Consider the following 22,876-nt stretch of genomic DNA (forward strand, 5'->3'; position numbering starts at 1 on the left):
GGGATCGGCTGTCAGCCGCGGGGGGTCCCTTCGTTGCCGCGGGAAGCTTGCTGAGGGGGGGGGGGGGGGTGTGGGCCCCACCGGGGGGCCCTCCCCCCCCCCCCCCGGACCGGGTTCACGGAGTCGTCTTGCCCACCTCCAGGTCTGCGGTCGGCTCCTTGACCGTGCCCGCGGGCGGGCCGGCCGCCGTACTGGTGTTGTTCGCCGGACGCGGGTCGGCGGTCAGCGAGTCCACCGTCGCGGTGTTCCGGATGTCCGAGCCGTCGCCGGTGTACTCCGGGTCCAGCTTCACCTTGACGACCCAGGTCATCGAGGCTCCCGGGGCCAGGTGGGCCAGCGGGCCGCAGGTGACGGTCCGGCCCGAGGTGCAGACCGCGTCACCCGAGACGAAGCTCAGCGCCGTCGGCAGGGTGTCGGTGACGGTGACCTGGTCGGCCTGCGAGGGACCGTTGTTGGTGACCGTCAGGGCGTAGTCGAAGGTCTCGCCCGGGGCGATCGCCGCGGTCTGGACCGGCTTCTTCGTGATGGCCAGGTCGGCGGACGCCTCGGCCACGTGACCGCCGGGGACGGTCGCGGTGCCCTTGTCGTTCTCCGACGCCGGGTCGATGTTGTCGGCCGTGACCTCGGCGGTGTTCTTCAGGTCCGAGCCCGTGCCCTTGTAGGCGGGGTCGATCTTCACCGTCAGCAGGTACTCGACGGTCTCGCCGACCTTCAGCGGAGCGGTCCGCTTGCACGAGACGAGGCGGCCGGCGGCGGTGCAGCCGGACGGCGTGGACGCCACGTACGACAGGCCCTCGGGCAGGTTGTCGGTGAGCTTCACGTTGAACGCGTCCGCCGACGGGCCGTAGTTGCTGACCCGGATCCGGTAGTCGAAGGTCTCGCCCGGAGCCGGCGGCGTGGTGCCGACGGCCTCCTTGCGCACCCCGAGGTCCGCGGTCGGCTTGTTGACCTTGCTGCCCGGCAGGCCGGCGGGGCTGCTGGTGTTGTTCTCCGGCCTGGGGTCCTCGGTCCGCGCGGTGGCCGTCGCCGTGTTGCGGACGTCGGAGCCGTCACCGGTGTAGTCGCTGTCCAGGCGCACGGTGAACCGCCAGGTCCGGGACGTGCCCGGCTCCAGCACGGCCTGCGGGCCGCAGGTGACCGTGCCGTCGGAGGCCGTGCACCCGTCGGCCGTCGAGGACACGAAGGCGAGCTGTGCCGGCAGCCTGTCGGTGACGGTGGTGTCCACCGCGCGCGACGGCCCGTCGTTGGTGGCCGTCACCACGTACTCGAAGGTCTGGCCGGGGGCGATCACCGTGTCGTTCGCGGTGCGCTTCGTGGTCCACACGTCTGCCTGCGGTTCGGTCACCCCGCCCGGCGGCAGCACCGGCTGCGAGGTGTTGTCGGCGGGCTCGGGGTCCTTCGACGCCGAGGTGGAGGTGGCCGTGTTGCGCAGGTTCTCGCCGTCTCCGGAGTAGGCCGGGTCCAGCTTCACCTTGAACGTCCACACCACGTCTCCGCCGGGGATCATCCGGGCCAGCGGGCCGCAGGTGACCGTACGGCCGGACGCCGCGCACGGGTCGGCGGAGGAGACGAAGGTCAGCCCGTCCGGCAGGGAGTCCGTCACCGTCACGTTCCGCGCGTCGGACGGGCCCTTGTTGGACGTACGGATCTCGTACTCGAACTCCTGGCCCGGCACCGTCGGCCCCGCCCCCAGCGGCGTCTTCACGGTGGCCAGGTCCGAGACGGGGTCGAACGGCCCGGGCGGCAGCACCGGATCGGGCTTGTTGTTGCCCGGGTCCGGGTCGGTGGCGTCCGATGTGCCGGACGCGCTGTTGCCGAGGTCGGAGCCGTTGCCCTGGTACGAGGGGCTCAGCCGGGCCTGGAAGCTCCAGCTGCGGCTCTGCCCGGCCGCCAGCTGCGGTTCGGGCCCGCAGGTGACGGTCTGGCCGACGGCCGTGCAGCCGTCGGAGGAGCGGACGAAGGTGATCCCGTCCGGCAGCCGGTCGGTGGCCGTCACGTTCCGGGCGACCGACGGGCCCCTGTTCCTCGCGGTGAGGGTGTAGGTGATCAGCTCACCGGGGGCCCTGGCCGCCTCGGCCACCGTCCGGTGGGTCGTCACCTCGGCCGAGACCGCCCGCGCCGTCGTGGGCTGTACGGCCCTGGGTTGGGCGGTCGCGGGGGCCGGGGCGGCCCACAGTGCGGCCGCGCAGAGCAGCGGGGCGAGGGCCCGCGCCACCGACCGCCGGCCTGGGGTCGTCGTCATCGCGCATCGTTCCGTTTCGTGCGTGCGAGACCGTACAGAGCGCTGTACGGGAGATCGGGGAGGGCGGGCGCGCGGGGGCGGATCAGCCCGCGCGCACGCCCTTGGACAGCTCGATGTCGGCGGTCGGCGGGCCGACCCGGCCGCCCGGGGTGCCCGCCGAGCCGCTGTTGTCGGCGGGGTTGGGGTCGGCGGTGTCCGACACGGCCGTCGCGGTGTTGCGCAGGGCCGTGCCGTCGCCCGCGAACGCCGGGTCGACCCGCACCGTGAACGTCCACGCGCGGCTGCCGCCCGGGTCCACGACCGCCTCCGTCCCGCAGGTCACGTCCTGCCCGGAGGCGGTGCAGCCGTCCCCCGCGGTCCCGGGTACGAAGACCAGCCCGGCCGGCAGCGGGTCCGTGACCCGCACCTTCCGGGCCACCGACGGCCCCGCGTTGCGCACCGTCACCGTGTACGTGAACGTCTCCCCGGGTGCGACCGGCGTACGGTCCTGCGCGGCCTTGGCGAGCGACAGGTCGGCCCGCGCCGCCGCGAGCCCGCCGGGCGGGCCGGCCGCGGCACTGGTGTTGTTCGCGGGCTGCGGGTCGGGCAGCCCGTGCCGGACGGACGCCACGTTGGCGAGGTCCGTGCCGTCGCCCGTGTAGGCGGGGTCCAGCCGTACCCGTACCGTCCACGAGGTGCTCGTACCGGCGTTGACCGGGCCCCGGGACGGGCAGGACAGCCGCTGGCCGGTCGCGGTGCATCCGCTGGACGAGGACACGAAGCGCAGCGGGTCCGGCAGGGTGTCGGACATCAGCACCGTCTGCGTGTGCGACGGCCCGAGGTTCCGGGCGGTGATCCGGTACTCGAACTCCTGGCCGGGCGCCACCGGACCGGTTCCGATCGCCTCCTTGTCGGCGGCCAGGTCGGCGCGGGCCGTGACGGTGACGTCGGAGGCGGTGGAGGTGTTGTCCGCCGGGTTGGTGTCCGTACGGTCGGCCGGGGCCGTCACCGTCGCCGTGTTGGCGAGGGTGGCCGGCTGGGCGGGGGCCTTGCCGGTGATCGTGTAGGTGACGGAGCCGCCGCGCCTGAGGTCGGCCTTCGTGTCCAGGGTGCTGCCGCTGCCGGAGGCCGTACCGCAGGTGCCGCCGGTGCCGGCCGTGCAGGTCCAGGTCACGTCGGTGAGGCCGGGCACGGTGTCGCGTACGACGGCGCCCGTCACGTCGTTGGCCTGGCTGTTGGAGACGGTGACCGTGTACGTCACCGGGTCGCCGGCCGGCACCGTCGACTGGGCGGTCGACTTCACGACCTTCAGGTCGGCGGGCACGTTGATCGTCAGGTCGTCGATCTCGTGGATGTTCGTCGCGCCGCCGGTGCCGGCGGAGAACCCCACCTTGAGGGTGGAGGGCAGCGCGGGCTGGTTGGTGATCGTGGTGACGTCGTAGTCGGTGACCAGCTGGGTGAGGGCGGTGTCCGGGCCGCTGTCCGACCACACCGACAGCAGCATCTTGCTCCCGCTGGGCAGCAGCGAGATCCGCACCCTGCGCTCCTTGGCCCGGCTGCCGGTCTCCACCGTCGAGCCGGGCCCGTCGGCGGCGGTGGCGTAGCGGTAGCCCGTCGTGCCACTGCCGCCGCCGCGCACCACGATCTTGTTGGGCTGGGGGCCGGGGCCGCCGTTGCCGACGGAGCTGGAGGAGAAGTTGCCGAACTCGTCCAGACCGATGCCGAGGTACGCGCCGGGCACGCCGGAGGTCGTACAGCGATTGGCCGTGCCCGAGCAGGCGTAGCCGAGGCTGCCGCCGGAGGGGCCGGTGCCGTCGGCGGCGGAGCCGTCGGAGAGGTAGAAGGACAGGCCGTCGCCGCGCTTGTTCTCGAAGGCGGTGCCGCCGTAGGTGGCGTAGCGGAACTCGGCGACGATGCCGAGGGTGGTGGAGAAGGTGTCCTTCATCTTCCAGGTGCCGGCCTGGCTGTTGCTCGCGGAGGTGAGGCGCAGCCAGCCGCCGCCGGCGGGGTAGGAGGCGTTGCCGCTGGTCGTGCCGAGGTTGGTGGAGCTGTCGAAGGGCTCGCTGACGGGGAAGGCCAGGGCGGCGCGGGGGCGCTGGGCGGATTCGGCGGGGGCGGCGGGGGCGGCGGGCGTCAGGAGCGCGGCGGCGCACAGCAGGGCGGCGGTGGCCTTGAGCAGGCGGGTGGCGGTGCTCATCGGCGGCGCGTGGTGAGGCGCAGGACGGTGCCGCCGACGAGGAGGGCGGCGGAGGCCCCGGTGAGCCACCGGGGGAGGCGGGTGCCGCAGTCGGCCAGCTCGGCCTGCCCGGCGGGGGCGGGGGGTTCGGCGTGCGGCTGGTGGGCGGGGGGCTTGTCCCCGCCGGGGCGGTTCGGCTCCCGGGCCTCGTGGTGGTCCGGCTTCCCGGGGTGGTCGTGGTGGTCGTGGTCGGGGTGTCCGGCGTGGTCGGCGTGGTCGGCGTGGTGGTGCGGCCGGGGGGCGCGGACCAGGCACAGGCGGCCGCCGTTCGGGCCGGTCGTGCCGGGGTCGTTGGCGTTGTCCGACGGGTCGGGGTCCCGTACGGCGGAGGTGACGCGGGCGACGTTCTCGATCGGGGTGCACCGGCCGCCGCCCGGGGGGTTGGCCCGGTCCTCCTCCCCGGTGGCGGCGCGCACGGTGAGGCGGAACTCCGCCGTCGCCCCGGGCGGGAGCCGGTCGAGCGCGGGACACCGGACGACGGGCGCCTCGCCGGGGGCGGACGCGCAGTCGTCCGCGGAGTACAGCAGGGTCAGGGGGGCCGGGAGGCGGTCGGTGACCAGGACCTGGCGGGCGGTGGCCGGGCCCGCGTTGTGCACCGAGATCAGGTAGGTGAACTTCTCGCCCGGCCGTACGTCCTCACGGCCCTTGGCGAGCACGGCCGTCTTGGTCAGGGAGAGGTCCGCGGCGCGCGCGCTCGGCGGGAGGACCAGGCCGGTCAGCGCGGTCGAGTTGTTCTCGGGGCGGGGATCCGCGGTGCCGGCGCCGACGACGGCCTCGTTGACGATGTCCTCGCCGTCGCCGTGGTAGCCGGGCGCGAGGCGCACCGTGAGCACCCAGGTGTGCGAGGCGCCGACCGCGAGGGCCGGGAGGGGGCCGCAGGTGACGGTCCGGCCGGCGGCCGTGCAGCCGTCGCGGGAGGAGAGGAACTCCAGGGCGGCGGGGAGGCGGTCCGTGACCGTGACCCGCCGGGCGGTGGAGGGGCCGTGGTTCGTCACCGTCACGAGGTAGTCGTACGTCTCGGCGGCGCGTGCGGTCTGGGTGTTCTGTGTGGTCTGTGCCTGACGTACGGCGGCGGAGACGGCCAGGTCGGCGGGTGTGTCCGTGGGCGTGTCCGCGGCTGCGGCCGGTGCCGCGGACAGGAACACGGAGGCGGTGGCCGCGCACAGCGCGCGCGGCAGCCGGGTTTTCGCTCGCCAAGTAGGACCCATGCGGTCAGCTATTCACATGAATGCGCGGTGGGTGGCGCGGTGAGTTGATCACTGCTGCCTCATGGGTGATCGATTTCAGTCGTTCGGGGCAGGCCTCAGCGGCCCAGGTACTTCGGAGTGCGGCGCTCCACGAAGCTCGCCACGCCCTCGTTCGCGTCGGCCGTGGTCATGTTGAGCTCCTGGGCGGTGGCCTCGGCGGCCAGCGCGGTGGCGCGGTCACCGTCCAGGGAGGCGTTGACCAGCTGCTTCGTCAGGGCGAGCGCACGGGTGGGACCCTGCGCGAGGCGCTCCGCCCACTCGCGGGCGGCGTCCTCCAGCCCGTCGTCCGGGACCACCTTGTTGACCAGCCCGAGCCGGGCGGCCTCCTCGGCGGGGACGGCGTCGCCGAAGAACATCAGCTCCTTGGCCTTCTGCGGGCCGAGGAGGCGGGGGAGGAGGTAGGCGCCGGCGCCGTCGGGGACGAGGCCGCGGCGGACGAAGACCTCGATGAAGCGGGCGGATTCGGCGGCGATGACGAGGTCGCAGGCGAGGGCGAGGTGGGCGCCGATGCCGGCGGCGGTGCCGTTGACGGCGGCGATGACGGGCTTCTCGCAGTCGAGGACTGCCGTGATCAGGCGCTGGGCGCCGCGGCGGATCATCCGGGCGACGTCACCGGCGACGCGTTCGGCGGTGGCGCCGTTCCCGTTGCCGCGGAGGTCGGCGCCGGCGCAGAAGCCCCTGCCGGTGGCGGTGACGACGACGGCACGGACGCCGGGGTCGGCGGAGGCGGCGTCGAGCAGGGCGATGACGCGCTCGCGCTGGTCCCAGGTGAGGGCGTTCATGGCGTCGGGCCGGTTGAGGACGATCCAGCTGACGCCGGCGTCCGTGCGGTGCAGGACCTCGTCCACGGGGTGCTCCTGTTCGGGGGTCGGTATCGCCGTTGCCCTGGCCGGGCGGGTCAGGTTGCCGGGGTGCTGGTGCTGGTGCTGGTGCTGGTGCTGGTGCTGGTGCGGGTGGCCGGTGCCGGGTGGCGGGTGCGGGGCCCTGCGGGGCTGGCTGTCCCCTCCCCGCCCTTCACCCGTTCTCGCCTCAAACGCCGGCGGGGCTGGATGTCGCCGGCCGGGGCTGGATGTTGCCGGCGGGGCTGGATGTCGCCGGCGGGGCTGGATTCTCCAGCCCCGCCGGCGTTTGAGGCGCGGGCGCGGAGCGCCCGTACGGGGTCAGGGGCGGAGCCCCTGGGAACGGTGGAAGGGCGGGGAGGGGCCGGCTCCGCGCAGCGGCCCACCACGCGCCCACGCCCCCCGGCACCGGCACCGGCCACGGGCACCGGCCCCGCCCCCCACCCGACGGACGGAGTACGGGGCAGCGGTGCCGGAGGGGCACTCCCGGGCCGCACCGCGCGAGCGGCGCGGCGGCGCGTCAGAGACAGACGGCCAGCGCGTCCAGCGCCACCGCGCCCTGCCCACGGGGCAGCACCATCAGGGGGTTGATGTCCAGCTCGGAGAGGTCGTCGCCCAGTTCCAGCGCCATCCGCTGGACCCGCAGCACGACCTCCACCAGCGCGTCCACGTCCGCCGGCGGTGCCCCCCGTACGCCTTCCAGCAGCGCGTGCCCGCGCAGTTCGCGGAGCATCGTGCGGGCCTGGTCCTCCCCGAAGGGCGGTACGCGGACGGCCGCGTCCCCCAGGACCTCCACCAGGACGCCGCCCAGGCCCACCGTGACGGTCGGGCCGAAGAGGGGGTCCTGGGTGACGCCGACGACCATCTCCACACCGCGTTCGATCATCTGGCAGACCAGGATCCCGTCGAGCGGGACGCTCTCGTAGCGGGCTATGTCCGTCAGCTCGCGGTACGCGTCGCGGATCTGGCTCGCGGAGGTGAGGCCGACCTTGACCAGGCCCAGTTCCGTCTTGTGGGCCAGCTGGGGGCCCGAGGCCTTCATGACGACCGGGTAGCCGACCAGGCCCGCCGCCCGGACCGCCGCCGCCGCGCTGGTGACCAGCTGCTCGCGCGGGACGCGGATGCCGTACGCCCGCAGCAGCTGCTTGGCGGCGTGTTCGCTGAGCTGCTGCCCGGGCCGCATCAGGGCCTGGGCCTTGCGGTGGGAGGGGGACGGGGTGCGGGGGGCGTCGGCGAAGGGGGAGCGGTAGGCGGCGGTGAAGCGGTGGTGTCCGAGGTAGGCGCGGACGGCGGTGATGCAGTTGCCGAAGGTGCGGAAGGTGGCCACGCGGGAGGAGCCGAGCAGGGTGGTGCGGTAGGCGTCCTCGGTGCCGACGGGGGAGCCCCAGATGACGCAGACCAGTTTGTCGGTGGCTTCGGCGGCGTCGACCAGGTCCTGGGCGAGCTTGTCGCTCATCGGGGGGAACGGGCCGGTGATCGGGCAGATCAGCACGCCGACGGAGGGGTCGGCGAGGATCGCGTCGATGATCTTGCGGCCGCGCCAGTCGCCGACGGGGTGGCCGCCGTTGTCGACGGGGTTGGAGACGTTGAGGTAGGAGGGGATCCACTGGTGGAGCTCGGCCTGCTTGGCCTCCGAGAGGGCGGGCAGGGTCAGGCCCGCCTCGGTGGCCAGGTCGGAGAAGTGGGCGCCGGTGCCGCCGGAGATGGAGTACACGACGACCCCGTCGGCGCGCGGCGGCCGGGCCCGGGCCAGGAGGGCGGCGGTGTCCTGGAGTTCGTCCAGGCCGTCGACCCGGATGACGCCGAATTGCCGCATGGCGGCGTCCACGACGGTGTCGGCCCCGGTGAGCTTGCCGGTGTGGGAGGCGGCCATGCGGGCGCCGGTCTCGGTGCGGCCGACCTTGACGGCGACGACGGGGACCTTGTTGCGGGCGGCCCGGTCGGCGGCCAGCAGGAAGGACCGGCCGTCCTTGAGGCCCTCGACGTAGCAGGCGATGGCCCCGACCTCGGGGCGCTCGGCGAAGTACGAGATGAAGTCGGAGGTCTCCAGGTCGGCCTCGTTGCCGGTCGGCGCCCAGTGGGAGAGGCGGATGCCCAGCTCCTGGAGGGTGTAGACGGGCCGCCCCTGGTGGCCGGACTGGGTGATGAGGGCGATGGCCGGGCCGTCGAGGTCGTCGCGGAACTCCTCGAAGGCGTTGAGGTTGGTGTTGGGGCCGAGCAGGCGCAGTCCGGAGCGGCGGACGGCGGCGGCGAGGCGGGCCTGGGCGGCGGCGCCCGCGTCGCCGGTCTCGGCGAAGCCGGAGGCGAACGCGACGGCGAACTTGACCTTGGTGTCGGCCAGTTCCTCGATGACCGGTACCGGATCCGCGACGAGGAGCACCGCCAGGTCGACCTGTTCGGGCAGCTCGGCGACCGACGCGTGGCAGGGCAGCCCGAAGACGGCGGCGCGGGTCGGGTGGACGGGGTGGACGCGGGCACCGACGCGTTCGGCCCAGGCGATGAGCTGCCGGGTGATGCCGGTGTTGGGCCTGCCCTCGGCGTCGGAGGCGCCGACGACCGCCACGGACTCGGGCCGGAAGAACCGGTCCAGGTCGGGCACGTCGGAGTGCAGGGGCCGTCCGCTGACGTCCAGTGCGGACGGGTCCTCGGCGGTCGTCCGGGAGTGGACGGCCGTCCGGGGGGTCTCCCCGCAGGCGTCGACGCGTGCGCGGAAGTCGGTGGTGAGGGTGCCGTGAGTAGATCCAAGCATCGCTTCGCCCGCTCCCTGCTCGATGAATCCCGTCCCTGACTAACTGACGCGTAGTCAGATTACTGAACTGACGCGCCGTCAGGAACAGGGATGCGCAGGAAAGGTGGTGGAGGTGGTGTGCTTGAACGGTGGCAGAGGCCTCCTCGTCGGTACAGGGGTGATTTCGGCCCTCCGGGGCCCGCCCCACCCCGCCCCACCCCACCCCGCCCCGCCCCCGCTATCCGCGCGCCAGCGCCTTGGCTATCCGTACGGCGTCCAGGGCCAGCTCGCGGAACATGCCGCTGATCGGGTTCGTGTACCCGGTGAAGTACAGGCCCGGGGCGTTGCGGGGTGCGCGGGGGCCGTGGGCGATGGGGCGGCCGCGCTCGTCCAGCACGTCCAGGTGCCCGACCAGGCCCTCCAGCCCGCGCCGGTAGCCCGTCGCCGCGACCACCGCGTCCGGGGTGATCCGCGTACCGTCCGCCAGCACCACCGCGTCGCCGTCGAAGGCGGTCACGGCGGCCACCGGCTCCACCCGGCGGGTGCGCACGGCCTTGATCAGGCCGACGTCCTGCACCGGCACCGCCCCCTCCCGCATCCGGCTGTATAGGCCGGAGACGGGGCGCGGCAGCCCGTACGCCGACAGGTCCGGCACCGCCTTGGCCGCGAGCGCCCCGAGCCGGTCCACCAGCCGCACCGGCAGCCTGCGCACGAGGATCCCGGTGCGCTGCGCCGGCCAGCCCAGGGTCGAACGGTGCACGATGTGCGGGGCGGTGCGCACGGCGAGCCGCACCCGTGCGGCCCCGCCCCCGGCGAGGTCCACGGCTATCTCCGCCCCGGTGTTGCCGACGCCGACGACGAGTACGTCCTGCCCGGCGAACGGCGCCGGGTTCCGGTAGTCGCGCGCGTGCAGCAGCCGCCCCGTGTACGCCGCGCGGCCCGGCCAGTCGGGCAGTGCGGGGGTGTGGTTGTAGCCGGTCGCCACCACCACCGCGCGGGCCGCGAGCAGCCGCCCGCCCGAGGCGTGCAGGGTCCAGCCCTCCCCGTCGGCGGCCCGCTCGATCCGGGTCACCTCGACGCCGGTCACCAGCTCCAGCTCGTGGAACTCGGCGTACTTCTCCAGGTACCGCACCACGTCGGCCCGCGCGACCCACCGCCCGAACCGGCGCGGGATCGCCAGCCCGGGCAGGGCCGACAGTCGCCGGGTGGTGTGCAGGCGCAGCCGCTCGTAGTGGCCCCGCCAGGAGGCGCCGACCGCGCCGGACCGCTCGACGACCACGGCGCGCACCCCCCGGGCGCGCAGGGCGGCGGCGACGGCGAGGCCGCCGGGGCCGGCGCCGATCACGTACACGGGGCGGGGCTCGGTGGAGGTGAGGTCGGGCTCGGGCATGGCCAGTGAGCGTATCGACACGGGGCGTTGATGGGTCTCGGACGAGGAGGGAATCGATTGCGGATCGATCACGGGCGGCGGACCGCTCCGGCGCGGCCCGCCGCCCGTGCGGTGCGAGGGGTGACAAAGTAGGGCATCCGGCCCTCGGAGAGGAGTGCGTGCGCGATGTGGCAGCCCGACGGGTGGGACGTGCGCGTCCGCCTCGGTGTCCTCACCCCCCACGCCGACGTCGGCCCCGAATCGGAGCTGCGCGCCATGGCCCCGGCGGACGTGGGCCTGCACGTCGCCCGGGTGCCGTTCGCCGCGATGGGGCCCGGCGGCGCGATGGGGCTCACCGTGCCGCTCGCTCCCGTACGGGCCTTCGCCGAGCCCCCGCACGTGGACGACGCCGCCGAGCTGCTGGCCGCCGCGCCGGTGGCGGCGATCGCCTACGCCTTCACCAGCTCCGCGTACGTGATCGGCGCGCGCGGGGAGGCGTACATGCTGGACCGGCTGCGCGAGCGGGCCGGCGGACTGCCGGTGGTCGCGACCTGCGCCGCCGTCGTGGAGGCCCTGCGCGCGCTCGGGGTCGAGCGGCTCGCGCTGGTCGACCCGCCGTGGTTCGACACCACCCTGAACGACCTGGGCCGGGGCTACTACGAGGAGGCCGGGTTCGAGGTCTCGTACGCCGCCCCGTGCGGGCTGCCCAGCGGGCAGGCGCTGATCCGGCCGGAGGCCCTGTACGGCTGGGTGCTGGAGCAGGTCCCGGACGAGGCGGCGGCGGTGGTCGTCGGCGGCAACGGCCTGCGGGCGGTCGGGGTGATCGAGGCCCTGGAGGCGGATCTGGAGCGGCCGGTGCTGACCGCGAACCAGGTGCTGCTGTGGGCCGCCCTGCGCGCGGCGGGCGAACCGGCGGCCGGCGTGACGGGGTACGGCCGGCTGTTCTCCGTCGCCTGAGGACGGACCCCTGCGGGACCCTTGCGCGATCCGCCCCGATCCGCTGAACTGACGTACCGTCAGATCGGATGGGTGGGTGGAGGGGGAGGGCGAACCGTGCAGACCATCTGGCTCACCGGCGCCGAATGGCTCGCCGTGCTGCGCATAGGCCTCGGCCTGTGGTGGCTGGAGAGCTGGCGGCACAAGGACAAGAAGGGCTGGTTCGAGCGCGGCACCGGCATCGCCTGGGCCGCCGACGTCGCCGGCAAACACCGCTGGGCCTTCGTCAAGGGCGGCTTCGAGAAGGTCGTCAGGCCCCGGCCCAAGCTGATGGCGTACCTCGTCGTCTACGCCGAACTCGCCCTCGGACTGGGCCTGGTGCTCGGCTTCCTGACCCCGGTCGCGCTCGTGGGCGGCCTGCTGCTCAACCTGCTCTACCTGGTCCTGATGATCCACGACTGGGCCGAACAGGGCCAGAACTCGATGATGGCCCTCATCTCCCTCGTCGCGCTCCTCGCGATGTCCTGGCAGACCTGGTCCCTCGACGCGACGATCGGACTCTTCCTGTGAGCACCGCACGGTACGACCTCCCCGAGACGGACGAGTTCACCCGCCCCTACTGGGACGCCGCCGCCGAAGGCCGCCTGCTGCTGCGCCGCTGCGCCGACTGCGGGCGCGCCCACCACTACCCGCGCGAGTTCTGCCCCTCCTGCTGGGCGGGCGAGGACCGCGTCGCCTGGGAGGAGGCCAGCGGCCGCGCCACCCTCTACACCTGGTCCGTCGTCCACCGCAACGACCTCCCGCCCTTCGGCGCGCGCGTCCCCTACGCGGCGGCCGTCGTCGACCTCGCGGAGGGGCCCCGGATGATGACGGAGGTCGTCGACTGCCCGTACGAGGACCTCCGCGTCGGCATGCCCCTGCGCGTCGCCTTCCGCGAGGCGGCGGAGGGCGTCCGGGTGGCGGTCTTCCGCCCGGACACGGCCTAAGGCCAGAGCAGCTCCCGCACCCACCCGTCACCGCCGCCGTCCGCCCGGCGGTAGCGCAGGCGGACGTGCCGGCGGGCGGCGTCGCCCTGGAAGAACTCCGCCTCGGCGGGCTCCAGTACGTACCGGGTCCAGGTCGGCGCCGGCGCGTCCGGCTCGGCCCCCGCCCGCTCCCACGCCGCCGCCGATGCCCGCGCCAGCTCCTCGGCGGAGCCCAGCACCTCGCTCTGCCGGCCGGTCAGCGCGGCCGCCAGCGCCCCGCGCGAGCGCACCGCCAGGTCGGCCCGGCTCTCCTCGGGCCCGCAGGCCACGACCCGGCCCCGGATCCGCACCTGCCGCGCCACCGACGGCCAGTAGAAGACCAGCGCCGCGTTCGCCCGGCCCGCCAGCTGGCGGCCCTTGGCGCTCGTGGAGTGCGAGGCGAAGTGCCAGCCCCGCTCGTCGGCGTCGTGCAGCATCAGCACGCGCGCGTCGGGCCGCCCCTCGGCGTCCACGGTGGCCAGGCTCATCGTGTGCGGCTCGGGCTGCCCCGCCCGGGCGGCGGACAGGAACCACTCCCGGAACAACTCCACCGGCGCGCCGGGCGCACCCGCGGGATCGAACCCGGGAAGCGGGACGTCCCACACGCGCAGGGAGTGCAGGACCTCGTGGAACTCACTGCTGCTGCTCATGCCGCCCAGGCTAGGGGGTGTCCTCGGGCGCAGCCGGATCAGCTGGCCGGCCAGCTCTCCCGTGGGGTCGACGACGTGCTCGTCAGGGGCCAGGATCAGGTCGCTGTCCCGAGGATCAGATGCCGGTGACGCCGACCATGAACTTCGCGTGGGCCAGCCACAGGACGCGCCATTGCATGGGGCCGCGGATGATGTGCCAGATGCGGGCGATCAGCTTGTGCACGGGATCCTCCTCCGGTGTGGGAGGGCACCCACTGTGGCGTACGTGCGGCGCGCGTGAGAGCGGGCCGGCCCGGGATCACCGGATAGCTCGAATGTTTCGGTGGGCGGTAGGGGAAGGGGCGTCGGGTGTTCAGCGGGCGTCGGCCTGGCGGAGCGCCCGGTGGTCCGCGACGACCCACTCGACACCGCCGCCCTCGGGGCGCAGGAAGATCGCACGGGGGATGACGCGCCGGGTCTGCGGGTCCTCCCACTCGCCGATGAACTGGACGATGCCTTCGCGGTCCTTGGCAGGGTCCAGGACCCGGGCGCCCTCGTGGAGCCAGGAAGGGGGACGCGTCATACCTCCCTCGTCGGCCGTGTCCATGCGGGCGTGCAGGTCACCGAGCTTCCGCCAGCCGCGCCTCGCCCTCGCGATCAGGGCCGGGGAGGGCTGGCCGTACACGCTGGTGGCGTCGGCTCCGGCGGCGAAGGCGTGCCACGGAATGCGCGTGTCGGGTTCTTCGAGCTGTCGGCGCAGTGGGGTACGACGGGGGAGGGACTCGTTCATGGCGCTCGCTCCAGTCCGATGGGGTGTTACGGACAGTGAAGCCGTGCAGGCTCGTTCGGACCATGTCTGACGGAAGGTCTGCAAACCCTGTGCATGCATCGGCACACTCTGTGCATGGGCGATTCGCTGGGGGATGTGCTGCGTCGGGCTCGGAACGCCAAACGCCTGTCACAAGGGGAAGTGGGCAAGGGCGTCGGATACTCCGGGTCCTGGCTGTCACGGGTCGAAACCGGGAAGATCCAGCCGGACGATCCCGCGTTGGCCGCTTTGTGTGGTGTCCTGGGTCTGACTGCTGCCGATGTCGGACTCGAAGGGGATGACGTGCACCGCCGAAACGTGCTTACGCTCGGTTTGGGAGTCGGTATCGCCGCGGCTCTGCCCGGCGCGGCCGCCGCAGCCGCCGTCGATCCCAAGGAACTGGTCCAGCGGTCGCTGTTCCGCCTGCCGGAAGCGGGGCCGACGTCCCGAGCGTCGCTCGCGGCTGCGCTGGCCGAGGCCCGGACGGTGTTCCAGGAAGCGCAATACAGCAGGCTGAGCCGCACCCTGCCGCCGCTTATCTCCGGCTCCTTGGCGTCGCAGGCCCACGACATCGCAGCCCGCGCGTACGTGCTGCTCGCCCAGCTTGCGATCAAGAATTACCAGGGGCCGTTCGCGGGCATCGCGGCCGAACGGGCCCGTGCCCAGGCCGAGCTGACCGGCAACGCCGTGGTGATGGGGGAGGCTGCGCACTCGATGGGCGTCACACTGCGACGCGGCGGGGAGTATCAGGCGGCCATCGACCACCTTCGGCAGGCTGCGGACCGGCTCGGTGGCCGGTCCGAGGAGCTGGCCATGAAGGGGACGCTGATGCTGACCGCCTCGTACAGCGCCGCGCAAGCAGGCTGGCGGGGGCAGGCCTTGGAGCTGATCGGCCAGGCTGAGGAGACGGCGATGCGTCGGGAGAGCGCCGCTCAGCGTCTCTTCATCCCAGGGGTCTTCGGACAGGATCAGGCGAAGGTCTTCCGGATCTCCGTTCACCACGCGCTCGGGGAGGACGACCAGGCACTGAACTACGCGGAGAAGATCGATCCCCGTCGGCTGCCGAACGCCGAGAGGCGGGGCCGGATGTGCATGGACGTTGCCCGCGTGTGGCAGGGGCTCGGCGAGCCGGAGAAGGCATTTCACGCCCTGCGTGCCCTGGCGTCGTACGCGCCCGAGGAGGCGACCCGGCCGAAGGTGAGGGCCATCGCCTCGGAGCTGCTGGTGATGAACCCCGAGATGCCCGGGCTGCGCAGGTTTTCCCAGAGGATCGGTGCGGCTGCCTGAGGGGGCAAGACCGGTTGGGCCCGTCCTGCGCCGAGTGCGTCCGGGAGATGCCGCTCAACCCGGCGGAGTCGGCCCGAAGCCCGGCGGGACGCGCCGGGTGCTGCGGGCCTTCCATGCCGGGACCGAGACGTGCGACGACGGCGACGAGGACGACGAGGAGCCGGTGGTCGACCCCGTCGGCGGACGGGGCCGTCCCGCACCGGCCCAGGCCAGGGGTGTCAAATCCAGCCGTGGTCGCGGGCCAGGAGGGCCGCCTGGAAGCGGTTCGTCGCGCCCAGGCGGTGCATCAGGTCCGCCACGTACTTGCGGTACGTGCGGACCGAGACGCCGACCTCGCGGGCCCCGCTCTCGTCCTTCTCCGCCTGGTACATGGTGGCCAGCACCGTGCGCTCGATCTCGCTCAGCCCGCCCTCCGGGCCCTGCCGCGCCGCGACCGCCTCCGCCAGCGGAACCGAGTCCGACCACATCCGCTCGAACAGCGACACCAGGTTCGCCACCAGCCCCGTCTCGCGGATCACCAGGGCGCCCAGGCGCGGGTTCTGCGGGTCGATCGGGGTCAGTGCGGCCGCCCGGTCGAAGACGAGCATCCGCTCCAGCGGCTTGTCCGAGATCCGGATGTCCGCCCCCATCGCCGAGATCTCCTGGAGGTAGGCCAGCGTCGGGGCGTCCTCCACCGCCGCCGGGCGCATGATGGTGCGCATCTTGATGCCCCGCCGCAGGATCCGGGCGTCCAGCGGCCGCGACGCCTCGATGCTGGCCGGGCTCAGCGCCCCGTGCGGCTGCGTCGTCAGCCCCTCCTCACGGGTGAAGAAGGTCAGCTCGTCGATCACCGCCCGGACGTTGGGCGTCCCCTCCACCCGCTCGATCGCCGGCCGCTCCGACGCCTCGCGCGGGGCCGGGCGTACCGCGTCCCGCTCCGCGAGCAGCGACTCCACCACCCGCTGCTCGGCGGCCACCCGCCGCAGCTCCTCCTGGAGCTCCCGCAGCCTCAGGTCGATCAGCCGCTGCACGGCGATCGCGGGCGGGGCCGGCCGGATGCTGCCGTTGTCGGCCAGGGAGGTCAGCTCCATCGATTCCAGCCGCGCCAGCCACTCCTCCAGCTCGGGCTCCGGCACCCCGAGGTGCTCGGCCAGTACGGGGGGCGTGCCCTCCGTCAGGCGGAGCAGGCATCTGTACAGGTCTTCGTCCTCGGCTGACATCCCCAGGTGGATGAGGCTTCCGGCGCGCAATGGTTCCCCCTTGTGATGGTGCCCCGTGTGGTCAGCACGGTGGGCTGATCATACGAACGAGGACACCGGCTGACCATGGGTAACGGAAGCGTTCCCACCGCTCTTGGTTCCACCATCCGTGCAGCTTGTTGCACACACCGACGCAGGAAGCTGCGTCCGGAATCACTCGAACGCGACTCGCATCTTCGGCAATGTTCTCCGTGTCGGAACAACGGCGATCCACACAGGGGGAAACGATGAAGAAGAACCAGCTCGGCGGGCGCACCCGAATCGCCTCGGTCATCGCGGGATTCGCGGTCGCGGCCGGACTGACCTTCTCCGGGCCTTTCATCCACCCGCCGGCCGAGGACGCGCTCACCGCGTCCGCTCCGGCCGCCGCGGACAAGGCCCGCTGCTTCCTCTCCGTGGTGGAAGTCGAGGACTTCGACTTCTCGAAGTGCGGCGGCAAGGGCAAGCCGCCCGTTGACCGGCGCGAAACGTTCGACTGGGTTTAACCGGCGGCAACGACAGAACGAGGAAGAAGAGAGGGGAGCGACACCATGACCGCGTACTCGGTACTCATACCGTTCCTGCCGACCCGCCCGGAACAGATCCTCCCCTACGCCGGCCTCGTCCACTGGACCCACGCCCACCGGCTCTGGCAGGGACAGTCCCTGATGGTCGAACCCCACCAGGGCTTCGTCCACGCCGCGGGAGCCGGCTTCCGGGTCCCCACCGGGCTGGGCGTGACGCTCATGCCGCTGCGCCACCCCTACGAGGCCGCGCTCCAGGCCCGCTCGCTGGCCCTGGCCACCGGGCAGCCGGTGACCGCCGGCTTCGGACCCGGGGCGCCCTCCCTCCAGCAGGCCCTGCGCGGGGCCCCGTACCGCAGTCCACTGACCGCGGCCCGCGAGTACCTGACGGCCGTGCGCGGCCTGCTGGCCGGGGAGAACGTACGGATGGCGGGCGAGTACGTCACCTGCGACGCGCAGCTCGCGCCCTACCCCTCCGCCCCGGTGGAGATCGGGCTCGGCGTGCTGCGGCCCGCCATGGCCCGGCTCGCCGGGGAGGTCGCCGACGTGGCGATCACCTGGCTGACCCCGGCCTCCTACCTGCGGGACACCGTCCTGCCGGCGCTGCGCGAGGGCGCGGCGAAGGCCGGCCGGCCCGTGCCCAGGCTGACGGCGATGGTGCCGCTGGCCCTCGCCCGGGACGGCCGCACGGCCGCCGAAACCGCGCTGGCCAGCAACTCCGCGCACCTGGCACTCCCGCACTACATCGACATGCTCCGCAAGGCCGGGATCGGCATCACCGGAACGGACCGGGAGCTGGACGCGCGCGCCCTCGTCGAAGGGCGCGGATTCCTCGGCGGCGACATCACGGAACTCGTCGCACAGCTGAAGGAGTACGAGGAAGCGGGCGTCGACGAAGTCGTCCTCAACGTCACCGGCGTGGCCAATTGCCACGGCCCGCAGGCGGCCTCCGAAGAACTCAGGACGATTCTGTCCGCCCTGGCCTGAACCCGGCACCGTCCGGGTCCGGCCGCAGCACGGCCGGGCCCCGGTCCGGCATGCCCCGACCCGGCTCGGTCCGGAGTCGATCCGACGCGTCCACCGCGTCCACCGAATCGCTTTGTTTTGCCTCGCATTCCTTGAAGGGGGAGTCATGGCGGGAATCAAACGGCATCTGATGCTCTGGGGTACCGGAAAGCCCGGCGCGGAACTTTCCGCGACAGGCTCCGCGACCGTCGTCCTGGAGAATCCCGACCACCTTTCCGCGCTGCTCGACTCCGATCTCGTCGGCCCGCACTCCGTGGTGTTCGTACCCGGCCACCCCGCGGACGGCACGGACACCCCGGAAGGCCCCGTCCTCGCCGGCTACGAGGGTTCGCTGAGCGAGCCCGGCCTGGAAGCCTCCCTCGGCACGGACTTCTACCTCCAGATCCAGAACTACGGCGTCAGCGCCTACATGTCCGTGGTCGGCCCGACGCTGATCCGCGTCGCCGACGACATGGACCGGGACGCCTACCTCGCCGACGCCGACCAGGCCCGGCAGACCGGCGCCTTCCCCGACTTCCTCACCAACCCCGTCATCCAGCTCGCCGACCTGCCCGCCCTCGGCGCGGGAACGGCCGGCGACGGCCCCCGCCGCCGGCTGTACGCCGACCGGGACGGCGTCCTGTCCACCGCCCCGGGCGGCACCCGGCTCGGCGTCCTCGGCGAGGACACGATGGAGCAGCTGGAGACCCGCCTGCTCCTCGACGGCGCCGCCGCCGCCGGCGCCGCCGACGGCGGACCGGACGCGGAACGCCCCTGGCTCGGCCGCTACCTCGCCGCCGTCGGAGCCGTCCGCGACCTGCGGGCCCGCGGCCTGGCCGCCGACGTACGCGTCTCCGGGTTCGGCGGACGGCTGGGCGCCGCCGCGGCGTCGGTCCCCGCCGCTGCCGCCGCCGACACGACCGACGCGCTGCTCCCGCTGCTGCTGTGGTCGGGCGAGCACGCCTTCGTCCACGACCCGGCGAGCGGGCGCACCTTCGGCCTCGACCCGGTCGCCGCCGCCCTCGCGGAGGTGCTGCTGGTCGCCGGTTCGGTGGACGCGGGCGCCGACTACGCGGACCGGGCCGGGCTGGAGCAGGTCCGTACGTACTTCGAGGACGCGGGGATCACCCTGTGCGCGGCCGCCGGCGGCCCGGCGGCTCTCCTCGCGGACCGTTCCGGCGAGCTCGTGACGGCGGGGCACTGACCGCCATGACGACGATGACGACGGCGATGACGACGCCGATGACGACGCCGACCACCACCACCAAGCCGATGTCCGACGCCGGCCACCGCCTCCCCACCCCCGCCGACGTCCCCGGACGCGCCGGCGAGCTCCTGGCCTCCCTCGGCGGGCGGGCCGTGCTCCGCGACCTGTACGACGAGGTCGGCGCGACCGTCTACCACGACCTCGCCGGCACCGGCACCCACGAGGTGCGCGAGCTGCTCGCCCTGGTCCGCCGCATCCCGGGCGACGTGCTCGACCTGGCGGCCGGCTCCGGACGCCTGACCCTGCCCCTGCTGGCGCTGGGCCGCGAGGTCACCGCCCTCGAACTCTCCTCGTACATGCTGGAGCTGCTCGACGAACGGCTCGCCGCGGCGCCGCCCGCCCTGCGCGAGCGCTGCCGGCCCGTCCGGGCCGACATGAGCGACTTCGACCTCGGCCGCCGCTTCGGCGCGATCGTGCTCGGCACCACCACCATCTCCCTGCTCGACGCCGAGGGACGCACGGGCCTGTACCGGGCGGTGCGCGAACACCTGGAGCCCGGCGGCAGGTTCCTGCTCTCGACGGTCGACATGACCGGCACCGGGGCCGGCGCCGCCGAGGTCGACATGGAGATCGTCACCGACAGCGGCCGCGCCTACCGGCTCTTCGAGCACTGGACGCCCGACTCCGGCAGCCGCACCGTCACGCTCTTCCCCGCCGTCCTCGGCGACGAAGGCCCCGTGCAGGTGTGCACCACCACCATCGGCGTGCTGCCCGCCGCACTCCTGGAGGCCGAACTGGCCGCCGCCGGGTTCTCGGTCCTGTCCCGGCACCCGCTGCCCGCCGTCGGCGAGCGCCACCACGACGTACTGCTGGAAACGGAGGTGACCCCGTGAACGAGACCCTGGACGAAACGGCGAACGGCCCCGCGAACGGCCCCGCGACGCCCCCCGGCCACCACCCCCTGTGGCCGTCCCTGACCGCACCGCAGGACCAGGGCCGCGACGACATCTGCGCGGTCTCCGCGCACGGCGTACGGGTCCGCTTCGCCGACGGCCGCGAACTCCTCGACGGCTCCAGCGGCCTGTGGAACACCAACCTCGGCTACGGCAACGAGGAGATCGCCCGCGCCGCCGCGCAGGCCCTCCGCGAAGCCTCGTACCTCTCCGTCTTCCGCTACGAGAACGCCCACGCCCGGCGCGCCGCCGAGGCCCTCGTCGAAGCGGCCGGCCCCGGACACTACGCACGGGTGCTGTTCTCCACCTCCGGCGGCGCCGCCAACGACCTCGTCATGAAGGTCGCCCGGCACTACCACGCCCTGCGCGAACAGCCGCAGCGCAAGGTGGTCGTCGGCCTGCGCGGCAGCTACCACGGACTGACCTTCGGCAGCTTCGCGCTGACCGGCGACGACCTCGGCCAGCAGCTCTACGGCGTCGACCAGCGGTTCGTCCGCCACGTCGCCCCCAACGACCCGGCCGAGCTGAACGCGCTGATGGCCCGCCAGGGCGGCCAGATCGCCGCCGTCGTCGTCGAGCCGGTGCTCGGCAGCGGCGCCGTGCCCCTCACCGAGGAGTACCTCACCGAACTGCTGCGGCTGCGCCGCGAGCACGGCTTCCTGCTGGTCGCCGACGAGGTCGCCACCGGCTTCGGCCGCACCGGCAGCCTCTTCGCCTCCCAGCAGTGGGCCGAACAGCCCGACCTCCTCGTCTCCTCCAAGGGACTCACCAACGGCACCAGCGCCGCCGCCGTCGTGATCGCCTCCCGGCAGGTCGCGGACGCCTTCACCGAGGCCGGCGCCATGCTCACCCACGGCGAGACCCAGGCCGGAACGCCGGTCACCTGCGCCACCATCACCGCCACCCTCGACGAGATGCGCCGCCTCGACGCGGTCGCCCTCGGCCGGAGGCTGTCGGCCCGCCTCGACACCGAACTCGACGCGCTCGTCGCCTCCCACCCCCGGGTGGCGGCCACCACCGGCGTGGGCTGCTTCCGCTCCGTCCGGCTGTGCGACCCGGACGGCACCCCCTTCCCGCAGGACCAGGTCCACGCCCTGGTCCGGGCCATCCGGGACGCCGGCGCCATCGTCCACCCCGGGGTGAACGGGGTGCAGCTCTTCCCCGCCCTCACCTACACCGACGCCGAACTCACCGAACTGCTCGCCCGCGTCACCGCCGGACTGGACCTCCACCTGGCACGGACCGCCACCCCCGCGGCGGACGCCCCGACCGCGGCGGACGCCACCCCCGCGGCGGACGCCCCGGCCGCGGCGGACGCCCCGGCCGTGGAGCCCACGGCCGCGGAGGCCCTGGCGTGAGCGCCGGCTGGCACGCCCCGGCCCAGCAGCTGATCGGCTGCGACAGTCTGGGCGCCTGGTTCACCGGCCGCCCCGAGCGGCGGATCACCGTCCTCGTGGACGAGGCGGTCGCCACCGCCCCGGTCACGGCCCGGATCCGCGCCCTGCTCGCCGGGTACCGGTACGAGACGACGGTGCTGGCGCTGTCGGGCCCCGGCGACCTGGAATCGGTGGCCGCGCTCGCCGGCCGGCTGGCGGAAGCCGAGCTGGTCGTCGGGATCGGCGGGGGCTCCCTCCTCGACCAGGCCAAGCTGGCCGCCCTGATCCGGACCAACTCCGACGCGTACGCCCGCCTCACGGTGCCGCAGCGCAGCGGACTGCTGGTCCTCGGTCCCTCCACCCGGCGCGGACTCCCGCTGGTCGCCGTACCCACCACGGTCGGCACCGGCACCGAGTCCAGCGGAGTCGCCTGCCTCGCCTATCCCCTGCGGGGCAAGCGGCTGGTGATGGGCACCGCACTGCGGCCCACGGCGGCCGTCCTGGACCCGCTCGCCACCGGCACCCTCGACGACGAACTCGTCGCCGAAGGGGTCCTCGAAGCACTGCACCGCGTGGTCAGCCCGTACGTCGGCGACCACGGGGACCTGCCCACCGAGGACGCGCTGGTGGAGACCATCGCCGAACGGCTGGTGCTGCTGGGACACGAGGTGCGCGACGCGCGCCGTGCCGGCCGGCCCACCGGCGACCGGCTGCGGCTGGAGATCGCCAAGCTCAGCGGCCTCAGCCACGCCGAATGGGCCCACCTCGGCCGCGACCTGTACGCGGTCAAGGGCTGGCTCATCGCCAACGAGCTGTCCTCCGCCCTCGGAGTGCGCAAGATGACCGCGGTCGCGGCGATCCTGCCGCACCTGTGGCGGGCCGTCTGCGCCGGCGAGGCGCGGCTCGGCTCGGCCGAACGGCTCCACCGCCTGTGGTCCCGGCTGCGGGCCACCGACCCGGCCACTCTCCCCGCGGACCCGGCGGCCGGCATCGAAGCCCTCGTCGACTCCTGGGGCATCGACCGCGGCATCGACGCCGGCCCCGACCGGCTCGCCGAGATCGCGCACCGCACCGTCCGCGCCTGGGGCGCCGGACTGCCGATGCTCGGCGGCCTGCGCACCGACGACGTGTACGGCCTGCTGGCCGACGCCGCCGCGGCCTGACCCCCTCGCAGACTTCCGCACCCGCAGGCACCGCCGCGAGGCGCGGACGGGAGCACGCCTCCCACAGAGCACATCCCACGCACGCACAGAGCACGCCCTGATCAACACCTACGGAACAGGAGTACCT

The 22,876-nt window shown here is 73.8% G+C and carries 19 protein-coding genes and 1 pseudogene; 10 read left to right on the forward strand and 10 right to left on the reverse strand.

The window, feature by feature from the left end:
- Positions 1–115 precede the first annotated feature (115 nt).
- From AC069X_RS20055 to AC069X_RS20080, 6 genes are all read right to left on the reverse strand, one after another.
- Positions 116–2,242, reverse strand: a complete 2,127-nt coding sequence (locus tag AC069X_RS20055) for a DUF11 domain-containing protein (RefSeq protein WP_478729942.1) — start codon at positions 2,240–2,242, stop codon at positions 116–118.
- 82 nt (positions 2,243–2,324) lie between these two features.
- Positions 2,325–4,418, reverse strand: a complete 2,094-nt coding sequence (locus AC069X_RS20060; RefSeq protein ID WP_478729943.1) for a hypothetical protein — start codon at positions 4,416–4,418, stop codon at positions 2,325–2,327.
- Complete coding sequence (locus AC069X_RS20065; protein ID WP_478729944.1) at positions 4,415–5,665, reverse strand: DUF11 domain-containing protein; 1,251 nt, start codon at positions 5,663–5,665, stop codon at positions 4,415–4,417. Before AC069X_RS20065 ends, AC069X_RS20060 begins: the two co-directional genes overlap by 4 nt.
- Before the next feature lie 95 nt (positions 5,666–5,760).
- Positions 5,761–6,486, reverse strand: coding sequence for an enoyl-CoA hydratase/isomerase family protein (locus AC069X_RS20070; protein ID WP_478730096.1), 726 nt, complete (start codon positions 6,484–6,486; stop codon positions 5,761–5,763).
- Positions 6,487–7,063: 577 nt separating this feature from the next.
- Positions 7,064–9,292 (reverse strand): acetate--CoA ligase family protein, encoded by a 2,229-nt coding sequence (locus AC069X_RS20075; RefSeq protein WP_478729945.1) that lies wholly within the window; start codon positions 9,290–9,292, stop codon positions 7,064–7,066.
- Positions 9,293–9,509: 217 nt separating this feature from the next.
- Positions 9,510–10,661, reverse strand: coding sequence for a flavin-containing monooxygenase (locus tag AC069X_RS20080; protein ID WP_478729946.1), 1,152 nt, complete (start codon positions 10,659–10,661; stop codon positions 9,510–9,512).
- 165 nt (positions 10,662–10,826) lie between these two features.
- Here AC069X_RS20080 and AC069X_RS20085 point away from each other — a divergent pair, with 165 nt between their 5' ends.
- The 3 genes from AC069X_RS20085 (at position 10,827) to AC069X_RS20095 (ending at position 12,562) form a co-directional block, all read left to right on the forward strand.
- Positions 10,827–11,597, forward strand: a complete 771-nt coding sequence (locus AC069X_RS20085; protein ID WP_478729947.1) for a maleate cis-trans isomerase family protein — start codon at positions 10,827–10,829, stop codon at positions 11,595–11,597.
- A 96-nt stretch (positions 11,598–11,693) separates the two neighbouring features.
- On the forward strand, positions 11,694–12,146 hold the full coding sequence (locus AC069X_RS20090; protein WP_478729948.1) for a DoxX family membrane protein: 453 nt from the start codon (positions 11,694–11,696) through the stop codon (positions 12,144–12,146).
- Positions 12,143–12,562, forward strand: coding sequence for a Zn-ribbon domain-containing OB-fold protein (locus AC069X_RS20095; protein ID WP_478729949.1), 420 nt, complete (start codon positions 12,143–12,145; stop codon positions 12,560–12,562). Before AC069X_RS20090 ends, AC069X_RS20095 begins: the two co-directional genes overlap by 4 nt.
- On the opposite strand, the gene AC069X_RS20100 is transcribed toward AC069X_RS20095, so the two are convergent.
- From AC069X_RS20100 to AC069X_RS20110, 3 genes and pseudogenes are all read right to left on the reverse strand, one after another.
- Positions 12,559–13,230, reverse strand: coding sequence for a pyridoxine/pyridoxamine 5'-phosphate oxidase (locus AC069X_RS20100; protein WP_478729950.1), 672 nt, complete (start codon positions 13,228–13,230; stop codon positions 12,559–12,561). The two genes, AC069X_RS20095 and AC069X_RS20100, sit on opposite strands and share 4 nt — an antisense overlap.
- 118 nt (positions 13,231–13,348) lie before the next feature.
- Positions 13,349–13,453: pseudogene (locus AC069X_RS20105) on the reverse strand (NUDIX hydrolase); the annotation flags it as partial.
- Positions 13,454–13,582: 129 nt separating this feature from the next.
- Positions 13,583–13,999, reverse strand: coding sequence for a hypothetical protein (locus tag AC069X_RS20110; protein ID WP_478729951.1), 417 nt, complete (start codon positions 13,997–13,999; stop codon positions 13,583–13,585).
- Between the two features lie 114 nt (positions 14,000–14,113).
- Between AC069X_RS20110 and AC069X_RS20115 the strand changes: the two genes are divergently transcribed.
- Complete coding sequence (locus AC069X_RS20115; protein WP_478729952.1) at positions 14,114–15,304, forward strand: helix-turn-helix domain-containing protein; 1,191 nt, start codon at positions 14,114–14,116, stop codon at positions 15,302–15,304.
- A 218-nt stretch (positions 15,305–15,522) separates the two neighbouring features.
- Here the strand turns inward: AC069X_RS20115 and AC069X_RS20120 are convergent, their stop codons facing one another.
- Positions 15,523–16,503, reverse strand: coding sequence for a LuxR C-terminal-related transcriptional regulator (locus AC069X_RS20120; protein ID WP_478729953.1), 981 nt, complete (start codon positions 16,501–16,503; stop codon positions 15,523–15,525).
- A gap of 266 nt (positions 16,504–16,769) precedes the next feature.
- On the opposite strand from AC069X_RS20120, the gene AC069X_RS20125 reads away from it, so the two are divergent.
- The 6 genes from AC069X_RS20125 to mpaC all read left to right on the forward strand — a co-directional run bounded on the left by AC069X_RS20125 (position 16,770) and on the right by mpaC (position 22,749).
- Positions 16,770–17,027: a hypothetical protein gene (locus AC069X_RS20125; protein WP_478729954.1), complete on the forward strand. Its 258-nt coding sequence runs from the start codon at positions 16,770–16,772 to the stop codon at positions 17,025–17,027.
- Between the two features lie 45 nt (positions 17,028–17,072).
- On the forward strand, positions 17,073–18,032 hold the full coding sequence (locus AC069X_RS20130; protein ID WP_478729955.1) for an LLM class flavin-dependent oxidoreductase: 960 nt from the start codon (positions 17,073–17,075) through the stop codon (positions 18,030–18,032).
- Positions 18,033–18,177: 145 nt separating this feature from the next.
- The gene (gene mpaB, locus AC069X_RS20135; protein ID WP_478729956.1) at positions 18,178–19,254 is read left to right on the forward strand and encodes a daptide biosynthesis RiPP recognition protein; all 1,077 of its coding nucleotides are present in this window, start codon (positions 18,178–18,180) and stop codon (positions 19,252–19,254) included.
- Positions 19,255–19,259: 5 nt separating this feature from the next.
- On the forward strand, positions 19,260–20,150 hold the full coding sequence (gene mpaM / locus AC069X_RS20140) for a daptide-type RiPP biosynthesis methyltransferase (RefSeq protein WP_478729957.1): 891 nt from the start codon (positions 19,260–19,262) through the stop codon (positions 20,148–20,150).
- Entirely contained in the window at positions 20,147–21,568 is a 1,422-nt protein-coding gene (gene mpaD / locus AC069X_RS20145; protein ID WP_478729958.1) for a daptide-type RiPP biosynthesis aminotransferase, read from the forward strand. Before mpaM ends, mpaD begins: the two co-directional genes overlap by 4 nt.
- Positions 21,565–22,749, forward strand: a complete 1,185-nt coding sequence (gene mpaC, locus AC069X_RS20150; protein ID WP_478729959.1) for a daptide-type RiPP biosynthesis dehydogenase — start codon at positions 21,565–21,567, stop codon at positions 22,747–22,749. The genes mpaD and mpaC overlap by 4 nt, the downstream gene beginning before the upstream one ends.
- The last annotated feature ends 127 nt before the right edge of the window (positions 22,750–22,876 follow it).

It is taken from the genome of Streptomyces sp. NPDC043896 (assembly GCF_056435605.1).

Excerpts from the sequence above, each read along its gene's own strand:
- AC069X_RS20080 (WP_478729946.1), bottom strand. The coding sequence starts at position 10,661 with ATGCCCGAGCCCGACCTCACCTCCACCGAGCCCCGCCCCGTGTACGTG.
- AC069X_RS20110 (WP_478729951.1), bottom strand. The coding sequence starts at position 13,999 with ATGAACGAGTCCCTCCCCCGTCGTACCCCACTGCGCCGACAGCTCGAA.
- AC069X_RS20060 (WP_478729943.1), bottom strand. The coding sequence starts at position 4,418 with ATGAGCACCGCCACCCGCCTGCTCAAGGCCACCGCCGCCCTGCTGTGC.
- AC069X_RS20070 (WP_478730096.1), bottom strand. The coding sequence starts at position 6,486 with ATGAACGCCCTCACCTGGGACCAGCGCGAGCGCGTCATCGCCCTGCTC.
- AC069X_RS20120 (WP_478729953.1), bottom strand. The coding sequence starts at position 16,503 with ATGTCAGCCGAGGACGAAGACCTGTACAGATGCCTGCTCCGCCTGACG.
- AC069X_RS20075 (WP_478729945.1), bottom strand. The coding sequence starts at position 9,292 with ATGCTTGGATCTACTCACGGCACCCTCACCACCGACTTCCGCGCACGC.
- mpaM (WP_478729957.1), top strand. The coding sequence starts at position 19,260 with ATGACGACGATGACGACGGCGATGACGACGCCGATGACGACGCCGACC.
- AC069X_RS20085 (WP_478729947.1), top strand. The coding sequence starts at position 10,827 with ATGTGGCAGCCCGACGGGTGGGACGTGCGCGTCCGCCTCGGTGTCCTC.
- AC069X_RS20065 (WP_478729944.1), bottom strand. The coding sequence starts at position 5,665 with ATGGGTCCTACTTGGCGAGCGAAAACCCGGCTGCCGCGCGCGCTGTGC.
- AC069X_RS20130 (WP_478729955.1), top strand. The coding sequence starts at position 17,073 with ATGACCGCGTACTCGGTACTCATACCGTTCCTGCCGACCCGCCCGGAA.
- AC069X_RS20115 (WP_478729952.1), top strand. The coding sequence starts at position 14,114 with ATGGGCGATTCGCTGGGGGATGTGCTGCGTCGGGCTCGGAACGCCAAA.
- AC069X_RS20055 (WP_478729942.1), bottom strand. The coding sequence starts at position 2,242 with ATGACGACGACCCCAGGCCGGCGGTCGGTGGCGCGGGCCCTCGCCCCG.
- AC069X_RS20100 (WP_478729950.1), bottom strand. The coding sequence starts at position 13,230 with ATGAGCAGCAGCAGTGAGTTCCACGAGGTCCTGCACTCCCTGCGCGTG.
- AC069X_RS20125 (WP_478729954.1), top strand. The coding sequence starts at position 16,770 with ATGAAGAAGAACCAGCTCGGCGGGCGCACCCGAATCGCCTCGGTCATC.
- mpaB (WP_478729956.1), top strand. The coding sequence starts at position 18,178 with ATGGCGGGAATCAAACGGCATCTGATGCTCTGGGGTACCGGAAAGCCC.